Origin of the sequence: Actinomyces denticolens, assembly GCF_002072185.1 — a bacterium.
Taxonomy (GTDB): Bacteria; Actinomycetota; Actinomycetes; order Actinomycetales; family Actinomycetaceae; genus Actinomyces; species Actinomyces denticolens.
Map to the genome: position 1 here is coordinate 13,097 of NZ_MVIW01000007.1, position 17,649 is coordinate 30,745.

14 protein-coding genes are annotated in these 17,649 nt (G+C 72.7%); 2 read left to right on the top strand and 12 right to left on the bottom strand.

The window, feature by feature from the left end; genetic code table 11:
- Positions 1 to 170: 170 nt before the first annotated feature.
- From B1H55_RS03120 to B1H55_RS03165, 10 genes are all read right to left on the bottom strand, one after another.
- A complete protein-coding gene (locus B1H55_RS03120; RefSeq protein ID WP_073451681.1) occupies positions 171 to 3,722 on the bottom strand; it encodes a bifunctional proline dehydrogenase/L-glutamate gamma-semialdehyde dehydrogenase in 3,552 nt (1,183 codons plus the stop codon).
- Positions 3,723 to 3,883: 161 nt separating this feature from the next.
- On the bottom strand, positions 3,884 to 5,020 hold the full coding sequence (era, locus tag B1H55_RS03125) for a GTPase Era (RefSeq protein WP_077240286.1): 1,137 nt from the start codon (positions 5,018 to 5,020) through the stop codon (positions 3,884 to 3,886).
- Positions 5,017 to 6,309: a hemolysin family protein gene (locus B1H55_RS03130; protein ID WP_073451678.1), complete on the bottom strand. Its 1,293-nt coding sequence runs from the start codon at positions 6,307 to 6,309 to the stop codon at positions 5,017 to 5,019. The genes era and B1H55_RS03130 overlap by 4 nt, the downstream gene beginning before the upstream one ends.
- The gene (gene ybeY / locus B1H55_RS03135; protein WP_073451676.1) at positions 6,306 to 6,764 is read right to left on the bottom strand and encodes an rRNA maturation RNase YbeY; all 459 of its coding nucleotides are present in this window, start codon (positions 6,762 to 6,764) and stop codon (positions 6,306 to 6,308) included. Before ybeY ends, B1H55_RS03130 begins: the two co-directional genes overlap by 4 nt.
- Positions 6,761 to 7,972 carry a PhoH family protein gene (locus tag B1H55_RS03140; protein WP_197702460.1) on the bottom strand — a complete coding sequence of 404 codons (1,212 nt, stop codon included), beginning with the start codon at positions 7,970 to 7,972 and terminating at the stop codon, positions 6,761 to 6,763. The genes ybeY and B1H55_RS03140 overlap by 4 nt, the downstream gene beginning before the upstream one ends.
- A 1,063-nt stretch (positions 7,973 to 9,035) precedes the next feature.
- The gene (locus B1H55_RS03145) at positions 9,036 to 9,905 is read right to left on the bottom strand and encodes an EamA family transporter (protein ID WP_077240288.1); all 870 of its coding nucleotides are present in this window, start codon (positions 9,903 to 9,905) and stop codon (positions 9,036 to 9,038) included.
- 169 nt (positions 9,906 to 10,074) lie between these two features.
- Positions 10,075 to 10,821 carry an ABC transporter permease gene (locus B1H55_RS03150; RefSeq protein ID WP_077240289.1) on the bottom strand — a complete coding sequence of 249 codons (747 nt, stop codon included), beginning with the start codon at positions 10,819 to 10,821 and terminating at the stop codon, positions 10,075 to 10,077.
- On the bottom strand, positions 10,818 to 11,654 hold the full coding sequence (locus B1H55_RS03155) for an ABC transporter ATP-binding protein (protein ID WP_370427851.1): 837 nt from the start codon (positions 11,652 to 11,654) through the stop codon (positions 10,818 to 10,820). Before B1H55_RS03155 ends, B1H55_RS03150 begins: the two co-directional genes overlap by 4 nt.
- Positions 11,655 to 11,721: 67 nt before the next feature.
- Entirely contained in the window at positions 11,722 to 12,336 is a 615-nt protein-coding gene (locus tag B1H55_RS03160; protein WP_073451669.1) for a TetR/AcrR family transcriptional regulator, read from the bottom strand.
- Positions 12,337 to 12,424: 88 nt separating this feature from the next.
- A complete protein-coding gene (locus tag B1H55_RS03165; RefSeq protein WP_077240291.1) occupies positions 12,425 to 13,213 on the bottom strand; it encodes a 16S rRNA (uracil(1498)-N(3))-methyltransferase in 789 nt (262 codons plus the stop codon).
- A 61-nt stretch (positions 13,214 to 13,274) separates the two neighbouring features.
- On the opposite strand from B1H55_RS03165, the gene B1H55_RS03170 reads away from it, so the two are divergent.
- Positions 13,275 to 14,078 carry a YggS family pyridoxal phosphate-dependent enzyme gene (locus tag B1H55_RS03170; RefSeq protein WP_077240292.1) on the top strand — a complete coding sequence of 268 codons (804 nt, stop codon included), beginning with the start codon at positions 13,275 to 13,277 and terminating at the stop codon, positions 14,076 to 14,078.
- A 47-nt stretch (positions 14,079 to 14,125) separates the two neighbouring features.
- Here B1H55_RS03170 and dnaJ read toward each other — a convergent pair whose 3' ends face one another.
- Positions 14,126 to 15,241 (bottom strand): molecular chaperone DnaJ, encoded by a 1,116-nt coding sequence (gene dnaJ, locus B1H55_RS03175; RefSeq protein ID WP_073451663.1) that lies wholly within the window; start codon positions 15,239 to 15,241, stop codon positions 14,126 to 14,128.
- Positions 15,242 to 15,307: 66 nt separating this feature from the next.
- Positions 15,308 to 16,372: a heat-inducible transcriptional repressor HrcA gene (hrcA, locus tag B1H55_RS03180; protein ID WP_077240293.1), complete on the bottom strand. Its 1,065-nt coding sequence runs from the start codon at positions 16,370 to 16,372 to the stop codon at positions 15,308 to 15,310.
- 108 nt (positions 16,373 to 16,480) lie between these two features.
- Between hrcA and B1H55_RS03185 the strand changes: the two genes are divergently transcribed.
- A complete protein-coding gene (locus B1H55_RS03185) occupies positions 16,481 to 17,536 on the top strand; it encodes a DUF3097 domain-containing protein (protein WP_080461567.1) in 1,056 nt (351 codons plus the stop codon).
- The last annotated feature ends 113 nt before the right edge of the window (positions 17,537 to 17,649 follow it).

Sequence of the window (17,649 nt, forward strand, 5' to 3'; positions counted from 1 at the left end):
CCAGACGATACATGCGCGCTGCCTCCCGCGCCCTCGTGCCCCAGAAACCGTCTCGGCCCGGCCTTGCGCCCTCGAACTGCGAGGATGAGGGCGCAAGGCCGGGCCGAGACCGCAAGAGCGGACCGAGACCGCACGGCCGGGGTCAGGCCGCAAGGCCGGGGCGAGACCGCTCAGATCAGGTCGGCGGCGAGGTCGAGGGGTGTGCCGAAGCGGTGGTTGGTGATCGCGATGGACTGCTCGCGGAGGAAGGGCAGGAGCTCGGTGTGCGGGCAGGGGGTGACCGCCCCCGTGTAGAGGGCGACATCGGGGCTGCCGATGGTCAGCGACGTCGCCTCCTCCCAGACGGAGGCCTCGGGAACGCCGCGCGGAGCGAGGATCCGCACGCGCGCGCCCAGGGAGTCCGAGGTGCCCAGGTCCGCCAGGCGGGCGCTCCACACGCCCTCGGGCTCCAATTCCACGCGCACGCCCGCCGCCTGGGCGGCGGCGGTCAGGGCCGTCTGCAGCGGCGCCTCCACGGAGAGCTCCACGTCGGCGCCCGCGAGCACGCCCGCGGCGAGGACGCGCACGAGGTCGACCGTCTCCACGCCGAGCACGGAGCGCACGATGACGGGGGTCGGCCGGTAGCGCAGGATATTGCGCTCGCAGGCCAGCCCCGTGGCATCGAGCGCCCGGCCGTAGCGCTCCTGCCAGGCGGCGGCGTCGGCGGCGAGGGCACGGCGCAGCCAGGCGGCGTCGGCGCGGACGAGCTCGTGGCGCACGGCCTCGAAGAGCCCCGTGACGCGCTCGTCGACGTCGGCCAGTGAGCCGCTCCCGACCTCCGCCTCGGCGCTCTCCTCCGGGCGGACCTCCCCCAGGCCGAGCAGGTAGGAGGGACCGCCGGCCTTCGTGGTGGCGCCGATGGCGGAGCGCTTCCAGCCGCCGAAGGGCTGGCGGCGCACGATGGCGCCGGTGATGCCGCGGTTGACGTAGAGGTTGCCAGCCTCGATTCCGTCGAGCCACTGGGCGAGCTCGGCGGGGTCGAGGGTCTGCAGCCCGGAGGTCAGCCCGTAGTCGACGGCGTTGACCACCTCGATCGCCTCTGCGAGCGTGTCCACCCGCATGATGCCGATGACCGGCGCGAAGTACTCGGTGAGGTGGTACTCGCTGCCGGGGGCCACTCCGGCGCGGATGCCGGGGCGCCACAGGCCCCCGCCCAGGTGCTTGGGGGCGAGCACCCAGTGCTCCCCGTCCCCCAGGGCGGTCAGCCCCCGCTGCGCCTTGGGGTCGTCCGGGACGACGATGGGCCCCACCTGGGAGTCCAGGTGCTCCGGCCCCTTGACCCGCAGGGAGGCGGTGGCGTCCACGAGCTGGCGGGCGATGCGCTCGGACCGGCCCGCCGAGCCGACGAGCACGAGGAGGGAGGCGGCCGAGCACTTCTGGCCGGCGTGCCCGAAGGCCGAGGCGACGGCGTCGCGCACGGCGAGGTCGGGATCGGCCGAGGGGGTGATGATGATGGCGTTCTTGCCGCTGGTCTCCCCCAGGAGGCGCATGGAGGGCTTCCAGGAGCGGAAGAGGCGGGCGGTGTCGTAGGAGCCGGTGAGGATGACGCGCTCGACGCCCTCATGGGTGACGAGACGCTGGGAGACGTCGCCGTCGTCGATGGGGGCGAGCATGAGGACGTCCTGCGGCACCCCGGCGGCGTGGAGTGCTCGCACGATCTCTGCGCCGCAGCGTCGGGCGGGCGGGGCGGGCTTGAGGACGACGGCGCTGCCCACGGCCAGGGCGGCAACGACTCCCCCGGTGGGGATGGCCAGTGGGAAGTTCCAGGGCGAGGCGACGACGCTCACCCGCGCGGGGGTGAAGCGGGCGCCGGTGAGGCAGCCGGGATCGGCCAGCTCCAGGGCCATCCGCGCGTAGTGGCGGCAGAAGTCGATGGCCTCGCTGACCTCGGGGTCGGACTGGTCGATGGTCTTGCCGGTCTCGGCGGCGGCCACTTCGATGAGCTCGGCCCGGCGGGAGGCGAGGATGTCCCCGGCGTGGTCGATGATGGCGGCGCGCTCGGCGGCGGGCCGGGCCGCCCAGGCCCTCTGCGCGCTCGTGAGCCCGGCGATGGCGCTGTCCACGTCCTCGATGGTGGCCAAGAGGGCCTCGCCGGCGCGCACGTCGTCGATGCCGCGCTTCGAGCCGGGGATGGCGGCGGCGATGCGGCGCGCCCATTCGCGGTTGGCGGGCAGGGCCGGGTCGGAGTCCGGGGTTGGGGCGTACTCGGGCAGGGGCCCCGGGGCGGGCGGCCCGGGAACGGGGGCTCCCTGCTCGGCAAGGCGGTTCTGGGCTCGGCGGGGCGTCGGCACGGGGGCGTCGGGGTCGAGGTCGGCGAGGGCGTCGAGGAAGCGCTGCTGCTCGCGGGCGAAGACAGCGGGGTCGGAGGCGAGGTCGAAGACTCCCGACATGAAGTTCTCGGGGGCGGCGTTCTCCTCGAGGCGGCGCACGAGGTAGGAGATGGCGACGTCGAACTCGCCGGGGTCCACCACGGGCACGTACAGGAGGAGCTGGCCGACATCGCGGCGCACGACCTCGGCGATGCCGGTGGCCATGCCGGAGAGCATCTCGAACTCGACGTCGTCCTGGACGCCGCGGGCGGAGCGCAGTTCGTAGGCGAAGGCGATGTCGAAGAGGTTCTGGCCGGCCACGCCCAGGCGGATGTTGGCCAGGCGCTCCGGCGTCATGGCCCACTGAAGCATCCGCTTGTAGTGGGTGTCGGTGGCCTGCTTGCTGGGCCAGGTGACCGGCTCCCAGCCGTGGATCTCGGCGTCGACGCGCTCCATGGACAGGTTGGCGCCCTTGACGATGCGGACCTTGATCCTGCTTCCGCCGGAGGAGACGCGGGCGGCGGCCCATTCCTGGAGGCGCTCCATGGCGGCCAGGGAGTCGGGCAGGTAGGCCTGCAGGACGATGCCCGCCTCGTAGTCGCGCAGGTCGGGCTGGTCGAGGATGGCGGTGAAGACCTCGATGGTCAGGTCGAGGTCCTTGTAGTCCTCCATGTCGAGGTTGAGGAAGGTGCCGTGGTCGCGGGCGGTGCGGTACAGGGGCGTGAGGGCCTTCACGCCGTGGGCGACGACCTCCTCGTGCCCCCAGGGGTTGTGGGGGCCGGTGACGGCGGAGACCTTGATGGAGACGTAGTCGACGTCGGCGCGCGTGACGAGGCCCGTGACGGCGGCGAGGCGCCGCTCGGCCTCCTTCTCCCCCAGGACGGCCTCGCCCAGGAGGTTCACGTTGAGGCGGTTTCCGCCCTTGCGCAGGCGGGCGAGGGCGGGTCCGAGGTTGGCCTCGGTGGCGTCGACGACGAGGTCGCCGACGAGCTCGCGGAAGGTGCGGCGGGCGATCTTGGCGGCGGTACGCGGGGCCAGGCGCGCGGCGCGCCCGCCGACGCCGGTGGCGGCGCCGAGCAGCTTCGGCAGGAAGCTGGTGCGCTTGGCGGCCAGGCGGGCGAGCGCGGCCCCGGCGACGTCGAGGTCGGCGGGGCGCACGACGTCGTCGGTGAAGCGGGTGGTGAACTCGAGGCCATCGGGGTCGGCCAGGATGCCGGCCAGGAGGGAGGCACTGCGCGGGACGGGCTCGTGGGCGGAGGCGTCGGCCCAGCGGCGGGCTCGGGCGGTGGCGCGCTGGCCGATGGCCCAGAGGTCGTCGGGGCAGGCGCGGGTGCGGGCGGGGATCGTCGGGGCCGGGTCGTCCTGGGTCGCCATGTGCGGCTCGCTCTCACTCGATGATCAGGGACTGATCCAAGTGTGCGGCACGGCGCCGCGACGTGCAGGACTTTCGGCCCTGAGCGTCGCGGGTCCTTGTCCGAGCGGGCCGCGGAGGCCCCTCGGCGGCCCGTCGGCGCCGGGGCTCCTGGGGTGCGCGGCTAGAAGCCGAGCTTGGCGAGGGCCTTGGGATCGGACTGCCAGTCCTTGGCGGTGCGCACGTGGAGGTCGAGGTAGATCTTGCGGCGCAGGTAGTCCTCGATGCCGCGGCGGGCGCGCACGCCGATCTCCTTGAGGCGGGCCCCGCCCTTGCCGATGACGATGGCCTTCTGGGAGTCGCGCTCGACGACGAGGCTGACGCGCACCTGCATGCGGTTGCCGGCGCCCTTGACGGGGCCGAGGCTGCCGGGCGTGGTGCCGCGGGGGTCCATGACCTCGTCGACGATGACGGCCAGGGAGTGCGGGAGCTCATCGCGCACCCCCTCCAGGGCGGCCTCGCGGACGAGCTCGGCGATCATGAGGTCGCGGGGCTCATCGGTGATCTCACCGGTGGGGTAGAGCGGCGGCGAGGGCGGGAGGTGGCCGGCGAGGACGTCGGCGAGGACGTCGATCTGCTCGCCGCGCGCGGCGGCGACGGGCACGATGTCAGCCCAGTCGCCGAGCTCGTTGACGGCGAGGAGCTGGGCGGCCAGGGCCTCCTTGCCCACGGTGTCCGACTTGGTGACGACGGCGACGACGGGGGCCCGCAGATCGGCGATGTCGCGGGCGATGAAGCGGTCGCCGGGGCCGATCCTCTCATTGGCGGGGATGCAGAAGGCGATGACGTCGACGTCGGTGAGGGTCTCGCGGACGAGGTCGTTGAGGCGCTTGCCCAGGAGGGTCTTGGGGCGGTGCATACCGGGGGTGTCGACGAGGACGATCTGGGCGTCCTCGCGGTGGACGACGCCGCGCACATTGTGGCGGGTGGTCTGGGGGCGGTCGGACATGATGGCGACCTTCGTGCCGACCAGCGCATTGGTGAGCGTGGACTTGCCGGCGTTGGGGCGCCCGATGAGGCAGGCGAAGCCGGCGCGGAAGCCCTCGGGGTAGTCGGGCAGGGCCGGCCCCGCGGCGGCGTCGCCGGCATCCCCCGCGCCGTCGGCGCCGTCGTCGGCCTCGGCGCCGGGCAGGGCGTTCTCACCGGCCATGAGCTCGGTGTCGGAGGGGAAGCGGATGGGCTCGGCGGGCCCGGTGAACTCAGTGGGCTCAGTGAACCCAGTGGGCTCGGCGTTGTCGTTCTCGGTGTTCTGGCCGGTCATGGGCGGTGATCGCTCTCGTCGTCGTGGGGGTTGGGGGTGCGGGTGGCCAGGAGGGTGGCGACCTGCCGGCGCCTGCCGGAGGCCTCTCCTGCGGTGAGACGGATGCCCTGCCAGTCGCCGACGGCGCCGGGCAGGGGGACTCGGCCGATGGCCTTGGTGAGCAGGCCGATGGCGGTGTCGACGTCGTCGTCGTCGATCTCGAGGCCGAAGAGCTCCCCGAGCTCGTCCAGGCCGAGGCGCGCGGGGAGGCGGTAGGCTCCGTCGCCGAGGTCCTCGACCTCGGGCTCGGCGTGGTCGTGCTCGTCGGTGAGCTCGCCGACGACCTCCTCCAGCAGGTCCTCCATGGTGACCAGGCCGGCGATGCCGCCGTACTCGTCGACGGCGAGGGCCATGTGGAAGCGGCCGGACTGCATGTCGCGCAGGAGGTCGTCGGCGGCCTTGGTCTCCGGGACGTAGACGGCCTCGCGGGTGAAGTCGACGACGGCGCGGGGCTCGTACTCGGGGTGCTCGGCGAGGCGGCGCAGGACGTCCTTGAGGTAGAGGATGCCGCGCACGTCGTCGGCATCGTCGCCGATGATGGGGACGCGGGAGTACCCCGAGCGGATGAACAGGCGCATGGCGGCGGCCATGGGCTCGCCGGCCTCCATGGTGACCATGTCGGGGCGGGGCACCATGACCTCGCGCACGAGGGTCTGGCCGAGCTCGACGACGCTGCGCATCATCTCGCGGTCCTCGTCCTCGATGGACTCCGATTCGCCGATCTCGTCGATCATCTCGCGAAGGTCCTGGGTGACGGCCTCACGGGCCTCGGCCTCGGTGAGGGTGGAGGCGCGCCCGAAGTGGGACTCCAGCCAGCGCCAGGGGGCGCCGAGGGCATCGACGCGGCGCAGGAGGCCGGCGAGGACGAGGAGTGCCCCCTCGGGGTCGCGGCGCCCGAGACGGCGCGGGGAGATGCCCACGACGAGCCCGAGGAGGACGGCGTTGACCCCGGTGGCGGCGAGGAGGACCTGCCACCAGGAGGTGAGCAGGCCTGCGACGGCGAGGGTGACGAGGACGGCGGCGAGCATGTCGACGCCGATGCGCGCCGCGCCGATGGTGCCCAGGACCTCACCGCGGCGCTCGGCGAGGGCCAGGACTCCGGCGGCGCCCCGGCGACCGTCCTCGACGAGGTCCTCGGCGGCGGCGCGGGTCATGCGGGCCAGGGCGGCCTCCCCGGCGGAGAGGGTGGCGCCCAGGGCGAGGATGAGGACCGAGGCGGTGATGAGCAGGGCGACGGGGGTGCCGGTCATGCGCCCCTGCTCGCGAGGAAGGTGAGGAGGAGGGTGCGCTGGAGGTCGAACATCTCCTTCTTCTCCTCGGGCTCGGCGTGGTCGTAGCCGAGCAGGTGGAGGATGCCGTGGGTGGCCAGCAGCAGCATCTCCTCCGCGGCGGAGTGCCCCGCGGCGATGGCCTGCTTGGCGGCGACCTGGGGGCAGATGACGATGTCGCCGAGGGTGCCGGCGGGGGCGGGGTCGTCCTCGTCGCCGGGGCGCAGCTCGTCCATGGGGAAGCTCATGACGTCGGTGGGGCCGGGCAGGTCGAGCCAGCGGACGTGGAGCTCGGCCATGGGCTCGGGGTCGATGAAGAGGATGTTGAGCTCGGCCAGCGGGTTGACGTGCATGGCGGCCAGGACGTGGTCGGCCAGCGCGGCGAACTCGGCGCCGTCGATGGCGACATCCGTCTCGTTGTTGATCTCGGTGGTCATGCGCGGCTCCTGGCGGGGGCGTGGTGGGTGGGGCGGGCGGCGCGGTGCCCGCGGGAGCGGTGGGCGGCGGCCCCGGCGCTGCCGGTGGGGCCGGCGCGGTCGGCCCGCAGGGCCTGGGCGGCGGCGGTCTCGGCGTCATAGGCGGCGTAGGCGTCGATGATCCGGCCGACGAGGCGGTGGCGGACGACGTCGGCGGCGCCGAGCTCGCAGAAGGAGATGCCGTCGACGCCGTCGAGGATCCGGCGCACGACGACGAGGCCCGAGGGGCGCGAGCCGGGCAGGTCGATCTGGGAGATGTCCCCGGTGACCACCATCTTGGAGCCGAATCCGAGGCGGGTGAGGAACATCTTCATCTGCTCGGGTGTGGTGTTCTGGGCCTCGTCGAGGATGACGAAGGCGTCGTTGAGGGTGCGCCCGCGCATGTAGGCCAGGGGCGCGACCTCGATGGTGCCGGCGGCCATGAGCTTGGGCAGTGCCTCGGGCTCGAGCATGTCGTGGAGGGCGTCGTAGAGGGGGCGGAGGTAGGGGTCGATCTTGTCGGTGAGGGTGCCGGGGAGGAAGCCTAGGCTCTCGCCCGCCTCGACGGCGGGGCGGGTGAGGATGATGCGGGAGACCTGGTGGCGGGCGAGTGCATCGACGGCCTTGGCCATGGCGAGGTAGGTCTTGCCGGTGCCGGCGGGGCCGATGCCGAAGGTGATGGTGGCATCCTCGATGGCGTCGACGTACTTCTTCTGGCCGAGCGACTTGGCGCGGATGGTGCGGCCCCGGGCGGTCAGGACGTCCTCGGCGAGGATGTCGGCGGGGCGGGCGGCGGCGGCGAGGAGGCCGATGGCGCGCTCGACGGCGTCAGCGGTCAGCGGCGTGCCGGCGCGGGCGACGTCGATGAGCTCGGAGAGCAGGAGGACGACGGTGTCGACGACCGCTGGATCGCCGGTGACGCGGATCTCGGTCTCGCGCACGAGGATGTCCGCGTCGGGAAACCCCTTCTCAATGGCGCGCAGGACCTCGTCGCGCACGCCGAGCAGGGCGACGAGGGCGAGATCGGGGGGCAGGACGAGGGTGCGGGTGACCTCTGCGGGGAAGGCCGTGGGCGGGGTGGCGCCGGGCGCGCCGGGGCCGGGGCGGCGCGCGGCGTCGCCGGGCGTGGCCGACGAGGTGGTCTGCGGCGCGTGGGCAGCCGCTACTGGGTCGATGGGCGCGTTGGTCATCGCGGCCGATCCTACCGGGGCGGGCAAGGGCGAGCGGACGGCGCGGACCGGAGCGCTGTCCGGCCCCGGTGGCCACCACCACGAGTTCGTCCCTTTTCCGCCGATTCCACCCCTTACGTACCGAAGCCGGCTTCAGAGGCACGAAGTCGGCGGTGGGGATGATGAGCCTGGTCAGTACCTCTGACCAACCCGCCCCGGTGGTACCCTCATCGCGTTGCGCAGCGCCGCGAAACCCCGCGTCGCGGCAGGTCAGGGAGCATCAGGAGCTAGCAACTATGGCATTCCAGTGGAAGCGCACCGGGTCGGCACTGCCTTAGCATCCGAGCGGCAAAGCCCGCACGAGTTCCATCTCGCTATTGTTGACGATTATATTCAGAGCGGCGTTAGCCGCAGCTTCCACCATACCCGTAATATCTCATCTACTGCTCTTCACGTTTTCAGCCGATCTCCCAGCCTCTTCAACCTCCGCGACCGCCGCCGCACGGGATTCATCCTGGGCATCGCCCGGCAGTTGAGGGCACCGTCTGGCCGTCTGGGGCGTCGGTGGGCCGTCCGGAGCATCGCGGGGAGCGCTGCCCTGGACGGCCCGGCGGTGCTCTGGACGTTCCAGCGCTGCTCCGGAGGGCCCGGCGCTGCCCTCGATGAGTGGGGAAGCGGGGGCACTGCGACCGCCAAACGCCATCACCTTCCACAACCTGACCCGACCGCACCCCACCAACGAGTCCATCAACCCCGGCCAGGACGACCCAGACCAACAAAACACACCCTATGAGCCAGGTGGGAGGACATCTCGTCGAACTCTTGGAAGCACGGCCGCCGAGAGGCGCCGACGCGGATGAGAATGACAGGGATGCAACATGCCCGGATTCGGTGGACTGCGCCGGGAAACTGTTCCGCCCGTCGATCGGGGCCCTTGCGGCTCTGCTCAGCCTCCTGATGCACCGCTGAATCGGCATCCCGCCACTGGGGGCCATCCGGCGGCCTCCGGGTGACTCCCTGCTATTGGGCCCCGGTCACGAGAGGTACGTCCACTGCGGATCAGCAACCTGGGATCGCCGCGGTACTACAGCGCCATCGCGAGCGTACCGGCCGTCAGCAGGGCGAGGCCGGCCAGGTAGCGACGGCTCAGGCGCTCGCGCAGGATGAGGACGGAGAAGACGACCGTGACGAGGATGCTCAGCTTGTCGATCGGCACGATGACGCTCGCCGGGCCATCCTGCAGCGCCCGGTAGAAGCAGAGCCACGACGCCCCGGTCGTGAGCCCCGAGGCCAGCACCAGCGCCAGCTCGCGCCGGGGCAGGGAGCGCAGGGGACGGCGTCGTCCTCCCACGGCGACCATCGCCCATGCCATGACCAGGACCACGGCCGTACGGATCGCCGTCCCCAGGTTCGACTCCACGCCGACGATCCCGAGCTTGCCAAGGATCGCCGTCAGCGCGGCGAACACCGCCGACCCCAGCGCGTAGACCAGCCACCCCCGGGAACCCGGTCGCCCGGGATCGGGTCTCGCGGCGTCGGAGCGCTCCAGCATGAGCAGCGTGCCCACGACCATGAGGACCACGCCCGCTCCCCCGAGCGCCGTCAACGGCTCGCCCAGGAGGACCACCGCGAGCAGCACCGTGAGCACGGTGCTCAGCTTGTCTATCGGGGCGACCCTCGAAGCCTCCCCGAGCTGGAGGGCCTTGAAGTAGCACAGCCATGAGGCCCCTGTGGCCAGCCCGGAGGCGACGAGCCAGCCGAGGGTGGCGGCATCGATGCTCGCGATCTGAGCCTGCGAGCCCCGGAGGAGCACCATGGCGCAGGCCGCCACCAGCACCACGGGCGTGCGCAGGGCGGTGGCCAGGGTGGAGTCGATCTGCCGGATGCCCGCCTTGGCGAGCACCGCCGTCAGCCCGGCGAACAGGGCCGAGCCGCAGGCGAACACGATCCACATGAGCCCAGGCTAGCCCGCCCGGTCTCCCAGCAGCCCCACGAGTTCGTACTTTCGGTGACGAGTTCGGCGGGCGGAGGGACGAACTCGTCACCGAAAGTACGAACTCGACGAGGCGCGCGCGTGCCGGCAGTGCCTTCCGTGATCGCTCGGCGGCAGCGCCTCCCGGTCCTCAGCGGGTCCTGCGGGGCATCGTCAGCGGGGCGGCGGTGAGCAGCACGAGTCCGATCACCGCCAGCACCACGGCGTCCATGACGAGGCCCTGCGTCACCGCCGCCCCCGCCTGGACCTCGCCGACGGCGTTGACCGCCCAGCTCATCGGCATCGCCTGGCTGACCGGTTCCAGGGCCGACGGCAGCTGGCCGCGGGGGACGAGCATCCCGCACAGGAAGACCTGCACACCGATGAGCAGGGGCATGAACTGCACCGCCTGGAACTCCGTGCGCGACAGCGCCGATACCAGCAGCCCCATCGCCACGCCGACGAAGGCGTCCAGCAGCGCGGTCAGGATGATCCAGATCCAGTTCCCGGCGATCGTCACGCCCAGCGCCCAGGCGCACACGGCGGAGAGCACGAGGGCCTGCCCCACCGCGATCACCGTGAAGGCCGTCGCGTAGCCCATGAGGAGGTCGGCGCGCCGCATCGGCGTGGTCCACAGGCGCTCCAGGGTCCCGCTCACGCGCTCCTTGAGCATGGTGATGCTCGTGACCAGGAACATGACGGACATCGGCAGGATCGCGATCATCTGCACGGCCACCCGGTCGAACAGCGCGTCCCCGCCCGGGTAGTCCCTGTAGATGAAGTACAGGAGCGTCACCAGCAGCGCCGGGACCGCCAGGATGAGGGCGATCGTGCGCCTGTCATTGAGCAGTTGGGACAGGACTCGCCTGACCGTGGCGGCATAGGTTCGCATTTTCATCGGTTCATCTCCTTGCTCGCGGTGCCGACACTGCCGGCCCGCCCGACACCGCCGGCCCGCCCGGTGCTCTCGGCCGACTCGGCCTGACGGATGATGGTGAGGAAGGCGTCGTCGAGCGTCTCCGCCCCGGTGCCGGCCAGGAGCTCCGGCGCGGTGGCCTCGGCCAGGATGCGGCCCTCCCGCATGAGCAGGACGCCGTCGCAGCGGAAGGCCTCATCCATGACATGACTGGAGACGAGGATCGTGGTGCCGCCCTCGGCGATGCGGCGGAAGGCCGCCCACAGATCCTCCCGGGTGACCGGATCCAGGCCGACCGTCGGCTCGTCGAGCACCAGCAGCTCCGGGGCGGCGACGAGCGCGCAGGCCAGCGAGACCCGGTTGCGCTGACCGCCGGAGAAGGTGCCCACCAGCCTCCCTGCGATGCCGGAGATGCCGACCTCCGCCAGGACCTCGTCGACGCCCCTGGCGCGCGGCCCGGCCAGGCGGGCGAAGTAGGCGACGTTCTGCCGAGCGCTCAGGTCCGGGTAGATCGAGGCCTCCTGGGTGAGGTAGCCGATGCGGCCGCGCAGCGATGCGCTGCCCGGCACGGCCCCGAGGACCTCCAGATCCCCCGAGTAGCGCTGCACTCCGACGATCGAGCGCATGAGCGTCGTCTTCCCGCAGCCCGACGGCCCGAGCAGGCCGGTGATGGAGCCCGGGGCCAGAGCCAGGTCGAGGCCATGGAGGATCTCGTTGCCGCCGCGAGTGACCACGAGGCCGGTGGCGCGCACGGCGGGCGCGGGCGCCGACGGCTCTGGAGTGGGGCCCTCTGATGAGGCATTCTCATTTTTCATCATGTGATGAATATACGGGCGCGGGCCCGCATCGTCAAGAGTCATCACTGGAGCCCGCCGCTTCCCGTCAGGCGGCCGACGAGGGCAGGTCCCCCGTCGCGTAGCGCTGGATGGTGGGGGCGATGAACGCCACTGCCTCCTCGATGTCGAGTGAGGCGATCTCATCGAGACGGGCCACCCAGCGCGCCATGCCGAATCCGATGAGCTGGCTGACGATGAGCTGGCCGCGCAGCTCGGGCCGGTCAGGGGCGAGCTTGTCCATGATGCTGCCCAGGATGCCGGTCACGATGAAGTCGCGGAAGGGCGCCAGGCTCTCGTCATCGCTCATAGCGGCTCGGATGACGGCGGAGAAGCGATCACCGCCGAGCCCGTCCCACAGGCCGACGAAGGAGCGGACGATCCCCTCCCCCAGCTCCTCGGGGGCGAGGCGCGAGACGGCCTGGGCCCGCTCGGAGATATCGACGGCGCCGGTCCCGGCCGCCGACGCGACGACTGCCTCGGCGAAGAGCTCGGCGCGATCCCTGAAGTAGTGGTGGACGAGGGCGGGATCGACGCCGGCATCCCGGGCGACGCCGCGCAGGGAGGTGCGGTAGCCGTCCCTGGCGAACGCCGCGCGGGCGGCGACGAGGATCGCCTCGCGCGCGTCCGGGCTCCCGGCGGGCCTGCGCCCGCGCGGGCTCATCGCCGCCCCCTCACAGGTGATACCGGCATCGACAGCATGGCCGCAGTATGCCCCATGGGCGTTGGTCGACGCCGAGCATCCCCGCGGCTCACCCCCAGAGACCGGCCCGTTGGGCGAGGACGGCCAGGGCCACGGGGCCGGCGGAGGCCGTGCGCATGACATGCGGGCCCAGGCGCACCGTCATCGCGCCCGCGTCCTCCAGGGCGACGACCTCCTCGGCACTGATGCCGCCCTCGGGACCGACGATCACGCCCACCACGCCGTCTCCGGGCGGCGCCGCGCCGCTGATGGGCGCCGTCGCCTCCTCATGCAGGACGAGCACTGCTCCCCCGTCGTCGACGACGCCTCTCACCCACGCGGCGAGACCCGCGGTTCTCCTGGGCTCGGCCACCTCCGGCACGCGGGCCCGGCGCGCCTGCTTGGCGGCCTCACGGGCCGTGGCCTCCCAGCGCGCCCGCCCCTTGGCGGCCTTCGGCCCCGCCCACACGGAGATCGAGCGCTCCGCCTGCCAGGGGATGATGAGATCCGCCCCGACCTCGGTGGCGGTCTCCACGGCCTGCTCGTCGCGGCCGCCCTTGGCCAGGGCCTGGACGAGGGCCAGCCGCACGGGCGGCGCCGCCTCCGCCGCGCGCTCGATCACCCTCACAGCCAGGCAGTCCTTCGCGCCTCCCTCACCGGCGGCTGTCACCTCGCAGACCAGGCGCAGGCCCATCCCATCCACGAGATCCACGCGCTCACCGGTGCGCAGCCGCCGCACCGCGACGGCATGACGGGCCTCCGGGCCGGTGAGGACGAGGGCGTCCCCCGGCCCGGCCACCGCGGCTGCGCCATCGGGTTCAAGGGTCTCGGGGCGGTAGAGGAAAACAGGCGCGGTCACGATCCCAGCCTACGGCCCCGCTCCCGACCCATCGACGGGCAGCGGTGCTAGCGTCCCGACCATGACCCCCGACCCGCAGGACATCCCCTCCGCCCCAGGCGCGCCCGCTCCCGACCAGCAGTTCACGACAGCGCTCACGCCCGAGGACTTCGCCCGCAATCTCGCGGCGGTCCGCTCCCGCCTGAAGGCCGCCGCCGAACGCGCGGGCCGGCAGGTCTCTGAGATCCGTCTGCTGCCGGTCTCGAAGACCGTCCCGGAGGAGCGGCTGCGCTCCGCCGTCGCCGCGGGCATCACCCAGATGGGCGAGAACAAGGTCCAGGAGGCCAAGCGCAAGAGCGAGAACCTGGCGGACCTGCCCATCCACTGGGCGCTCATCGGCCATCTCCAGACCAATAAGGCCAGGGACGCGGCGGCCTTCGCCCACGAGTTCCAGGCCCTGGACTCCCTGCGCGTGGCGGAGGCCCTCGACCGCCGTCTCCAGGCCCTGGGCCGCCCCCTGGACGTGTACGTGCAGGTCAACTCCTCGGGCGAGACCAGCAAGTTCGGCCTGGAGCCCGCGGACGTGCCCGCCTTCCTGGCGGCGCTGCCCGCCTATTCCTCCCTGCGGGTGCGCGGGCTCATGACGCTGGCCGCTCACACCGACGATGCGGCCCGCGTCCGCGCCTGCTTCTCCACCATGCGCGAGTTGCGCGACGCCGGGCTCCAGGCGGGCACCGTGGGCGACGGCCTGCTGTCCATGGGCATGAGCGGCGACTTCGAGATCGCCATCGAGGAGGGATCCACCTGCGTGCGGGTGGGTCAGGCGATCTTCGGGGCGCGTCCCGGCCCCGATGCCCAGTACTGGTCGGGGGCGCGCCAGGCCTGACCCGACCCCGGGGCCCGCCCCGGCGGGCCCTCCCTCCCCGCGGCGGCTCAGCGCCCGGAGAACTTCTCCTTCAGGCGCCCCATGACGGACTCGTCGCGGTGGGACAGCTCGCCCTCCTCCCCGCGCAGCTCGGCGAGCTGGCGCAGCAGGTCGCGCTGCCGGTCATCCAGGCGGGTGGGCGTCTCGACGACGATCTCCACATTGAGGTCCCCGCGCCCGGAGCGGCGCAGGCGCCCCACGCCCAGGCCCTTGAGGGCGAGGACCTCACCGGGCTGCGTGCCCGGCTTGACGACGACGTGCTGGTCGCCGTCGAGGGTGGAGATGTCGAACTCGGCGCCGAGCGCGGCCGCGGTCATGGGGATGCGCAGCTCGGTCCAAAGGTCGTCGCCCTCACGGCGCAGGTTCTCGTGCTCGACCTCGTGGAACTCCACGTAGAGATCGCCGGCGGGGCCGCCCGCGGGCCCGGCCTCGCCGCGCCCGGACATGCGCATGCGCGTGCCGGTGGACACGCCCGCGGGGATGCGGATCTCGATGTCCTGGCGGGTGCGCTTGCGGCCCTCGCCGGAGCACTCGGGGCAGGGGGTGACGATGACGGTGCCGTAGCCGTGGCAGGTGGTGCACGGGGATGTGGTCATGACGTTGCCGAGGAAGGAGCGCGCCATGTGCTGCACCGAGCCCGAGCCGTTGCAGGACGAGCAGGTCACCGGAGAGGTGCCGGGCGCGCAGCAGGAGCCCTCACAGGCGGGGCAGGTGATGGAGGTGTCGAAGGGGACGGTGCGGGTGGCGCCGAAGGCGACGTCCTCCAGCTCGACGTCGACGCTCAGGAGCGCGTCCTGGCCGCGGCGCGCGCGGGATGCGGGCCCGCGGGATCCGGCGGCCGCCCCGAAGAAGGAGCTGAAGATGTCGGCGAAGCCCCCGAAGTCCCCTCCGCCGAAGCCGGCGCCGCCCCCGCGCACGGCGTCCTCCCCGCCGAGGTCGTAGAGCTCTCGCTTCTCGGGGTCGGACAGGGTCTCATAGGCGGTGGAGACGAGCTTGAACTCGTCCTCGTGCCCGGGGCCGGCGACGTCGGGGTGCAGTGCGCGGGCCTTCTTGCGGTAGGCCCTCTTGATCTCGTCGGCGCCGGCCCCGCGGGTCACGCCGAGCACCTCGTAGTAGTCGCTCACAGTCGGGTCCCTTCGGTCGTCAGTCGGTGGTGGTCGGTGGTGCGGTGCGGATGGCGCGGCGGCCGCTCAGTCCTGCGGTCCGGCGAGGAACCGGGACAGGTAGCGGGCGACGGCGCGCACAGCGGCCATGGTGGCCGGGTAGTCCATGCGGGTGGGGCCGATGACCCCCAGGTGGGCGACGGCGTCGCCGACGCCCGGGCCGTACCCGGCGGTGACGACGCTGGCCTCGGCCAGGGCGTCCTCGTGGTTCTCCGAGCCGATGCTCACGCGCATCCCGGAGGCGTCGGCCGAGTCCCCTGAGAGCAGGCGCAGGAGGACGACCTGCTCCTCGATGGCGTCCAGGAGCGGTCCCACGGTGGTGAAATCGGGGGTGGCGCGGGCCAGATTCGCGGTGCCGGCCACGGCGATGCGCTCCTCGGCGTCGGGGCGCAGGGCGGCGACGAGCTCGCCGGTGACAGCGGCCAGCAGCGCGCGCTCGTCGAAGGGGGCCTGCTCCGCCAGGCCCGCCAGCACGGGGGCGACGTCGTCGGCCCGCCGCCCCACGAGGGAGGCGTTGAGGCGGATCTTGAGATGCTCCAGGGCGACGGGGTCGATGACGCCGCGCGCGCCGTCGTCCCCCGGGTCGGAGCGGTCGCCCATGAGGGTGATGGTGCGCTGCTCGACGCGCCCGGTGTCCGTGATGATGACCATGAGCAGGCGCGTGGGCGCCAGGGCCACGAGTTCGAGGTGGCGCAGCGCGGTCAAGCGCAGGCTCGGGTACTCGACGACCGCCAGCTGCCCGGTGAGCTGGGCCAGGACCCGCACGGTGCGGACCACCACCTGCTCCAGGTCCACCGCACCGGTCAGCAGCGCGGAGATGGCCGCGCGCTCGGGGGTGGACAGGGGCTTGACGCGGGCGACCTCGTCGACGAAGAGGCGGTAGCCCTTCTCGGTGGGGACGCGGCCCGCGCTCGTGTGGGGCTGGTGGATGTAGCCCTCGTCCTCCAGGGCGGCCATGTCGTTGCGGATGGTGGCCGGGGAGACGCCGAGGCGGTAGCGCTCGACGAGGGCGCGCGAGCCGACGGGCTCACGAGTGCGCACATAGTCCGTGACGATGGCGGACAGGACTTTGAGACGGCGGTCATCAGCCATGGCGCTGCCCTCCTCCCGGCTCTCATGCGTTAGCACTCTCGGTCGACGAGTGCCATCCTACGCCCGGCCCGGCGGGTCTCCCGTTCGCCCAGCGTGAGCCTCGCTACCGTGCCCGGCGTGACTCCAGTTCATCCCCACCGCCCCCAGGCCGTCCCCGGTGCGACGGCGGCCCGCCGCAAGGCCCTGCGCGAGCAGGGCGCCGCCCGCGCGCAGCAGCACGCGGCGGGGGCCGCGAGGACCGCCGCGCCCAGGTCGGCCCCCGCGCCGTCGATGTCCGACCGCTACGGGGGCGACGTGCTCGCCGCGGACCCGCATCGAGTGGGCCCGCGCGCCATCCGCCCGGAATCGGTCCATGTGGCCGTCGAGCGCGGCATGGTGCTGGAGGACCGTGAGACCGGCTTCGTGGGGGCGGCGGTTGCCGTGGAGAAGTCCGGGGGGCGCCGGATCGTCGTCCTGGAGGACCGCCACGGCACGCGGCGCGGCTTCACGCTGGGCCCGGGCTTCTGGCTGGAGGGGCGCCCCGTCATCCTCGACCCCCCAGCGCCGGCGCGCCGTGCCCCGAGCGCCCCGGTGAGCGCCGGCGGGAGGCGCCTGACGGCGTCGGGCTCCTACGCGGTGGAGGGCGAGCGCGCCCGCACGGCCCGCGCCTCGAGGATCTGGGTGGAGGGCAGGCACGACGCCGAGCTCGTGGAGAAGGTCTGGGGCGATGACCTGCGCCATGAGGGCGTCGTCGTCCTCATGCTCGACGGCGTGGACAACCTCGAGGAGGTCATGGCGCAGTTCGCCCCGGGGCCGGCCAGGCGGGCCGGCGTCCTCGTGGACCACCTCGTGGCCGGTTCCAAGGAGTCGCGGATCGCCGAGCGCGTCCGCTCCATGCCTGGCGGGGACAACGTGCTGGTGCTGGGCCACCCGTATGTGGATGTGTGGCAGGCGGTGCGCCCCGAGAGGGTGGGCCTGCGCGCCTGGCCCGAGATCCCGCGTGGAACGGACATCAAGCACGGGACGCTCGCGGCGCTCGGCTGGCCGCACGCCACTCAGGCGGATGTGGCGCGGGGCTGGCAGCGGATCCTGGCGACGGTGCGCTCCTACAAGGATCTGGAGCCGAGCCTGCTGGGCCGCATGGAGGAGCTCATCGACTTCGTCACCGCCCCCGGCACCGCCTGAGGGGTCCGCCGGCCGGCTCGCCGGGGCGGGCCGCGCCCCATTGTGGCGCGTCACGATCGCCAGGTGACCTATTGGAGAGGCAGAATTGATGGGTCGTCCATCCTGACGGCACC

Bases quoted from the DNA above. Each gene is read 5' to 3' on its own strand.
- hrcA (WP_077240293.1), bottom strand. From the start codon at position 16,372: ATGGCTGATGACCGCCGTCTCAAAGTCCTGTCCGCCATCGTCACGGAC.
- B1H55_RS03145 (WP_077240288.1), bottom strand. From the start codon at position 9,905: ATGTGGATCGTGTTCGCCTGCGGCTCGGCCCTGTTCGCCGGGCTGACG.
- B1H55_RS03130 (WP_073451678.1), bottom strand. From the start codon at position 6,309: ATGACCGGCACCCCCGTCGCCCTGCTCATCACCGCCTCGGTCCTCATC.
- era (WP_077240286.1), bottom strand. From the start codon at position 5,020: ATGACCGGCCAGAACACCGAGAACGACAACGCCGAGCCCACTGGGTTC.
- B1H55_RS03170 (WP_077240292.1), top strand. From the start codon at position 13,275: ATGACCCCCGACCCGCAGGACATCCCCTCCGCCCCAGGCGCGCCCGCT.
- B1H55_RS03140 (WP_197702460.1), bottom strand. From the start codon at position 7,972: ATGACCAACGCGCCCATCGACCCAGTAGCGGCTGCCCACGCGCCGCAG.
- ybeY (WP_073451676.1), bottom strand. From the start codon at position 6,764: ATGACCACCGAGATCAACAACGAGACGGATGTCGCCATCGACGGCGCC.
- B1H55_RS03160 (WP_073451669.1), bottom strand. From the start codon at position 12,336: ATGAGCCCGCGCGGGCGCAGGCCCGCCGGGAGCCCGGACGCGCGCGAG.
- B1H55_RS03120 (WP_073451681.1), bottom strand. From the start codon at position 3,722: ATGGCGACCCAGGACGACCCGGCCCCGACGATCCCCGCCCGCACCCGC.
- B1H55_RS03155 (WP_370427851.1), bottom strand. From the start codon at position 11,654: ATGAAAAATGAGAATGCCTCATCAGAGGGCCCCACTCCAGAGCCGTCG.
- B1H55_RS03150 (WP_077240289.1), bottom strand. From the start codon at position 10,821: ATGAAAATGCGAACCTATGCCGCCACGGTCAGGCGAGTCCTGTCCCAA.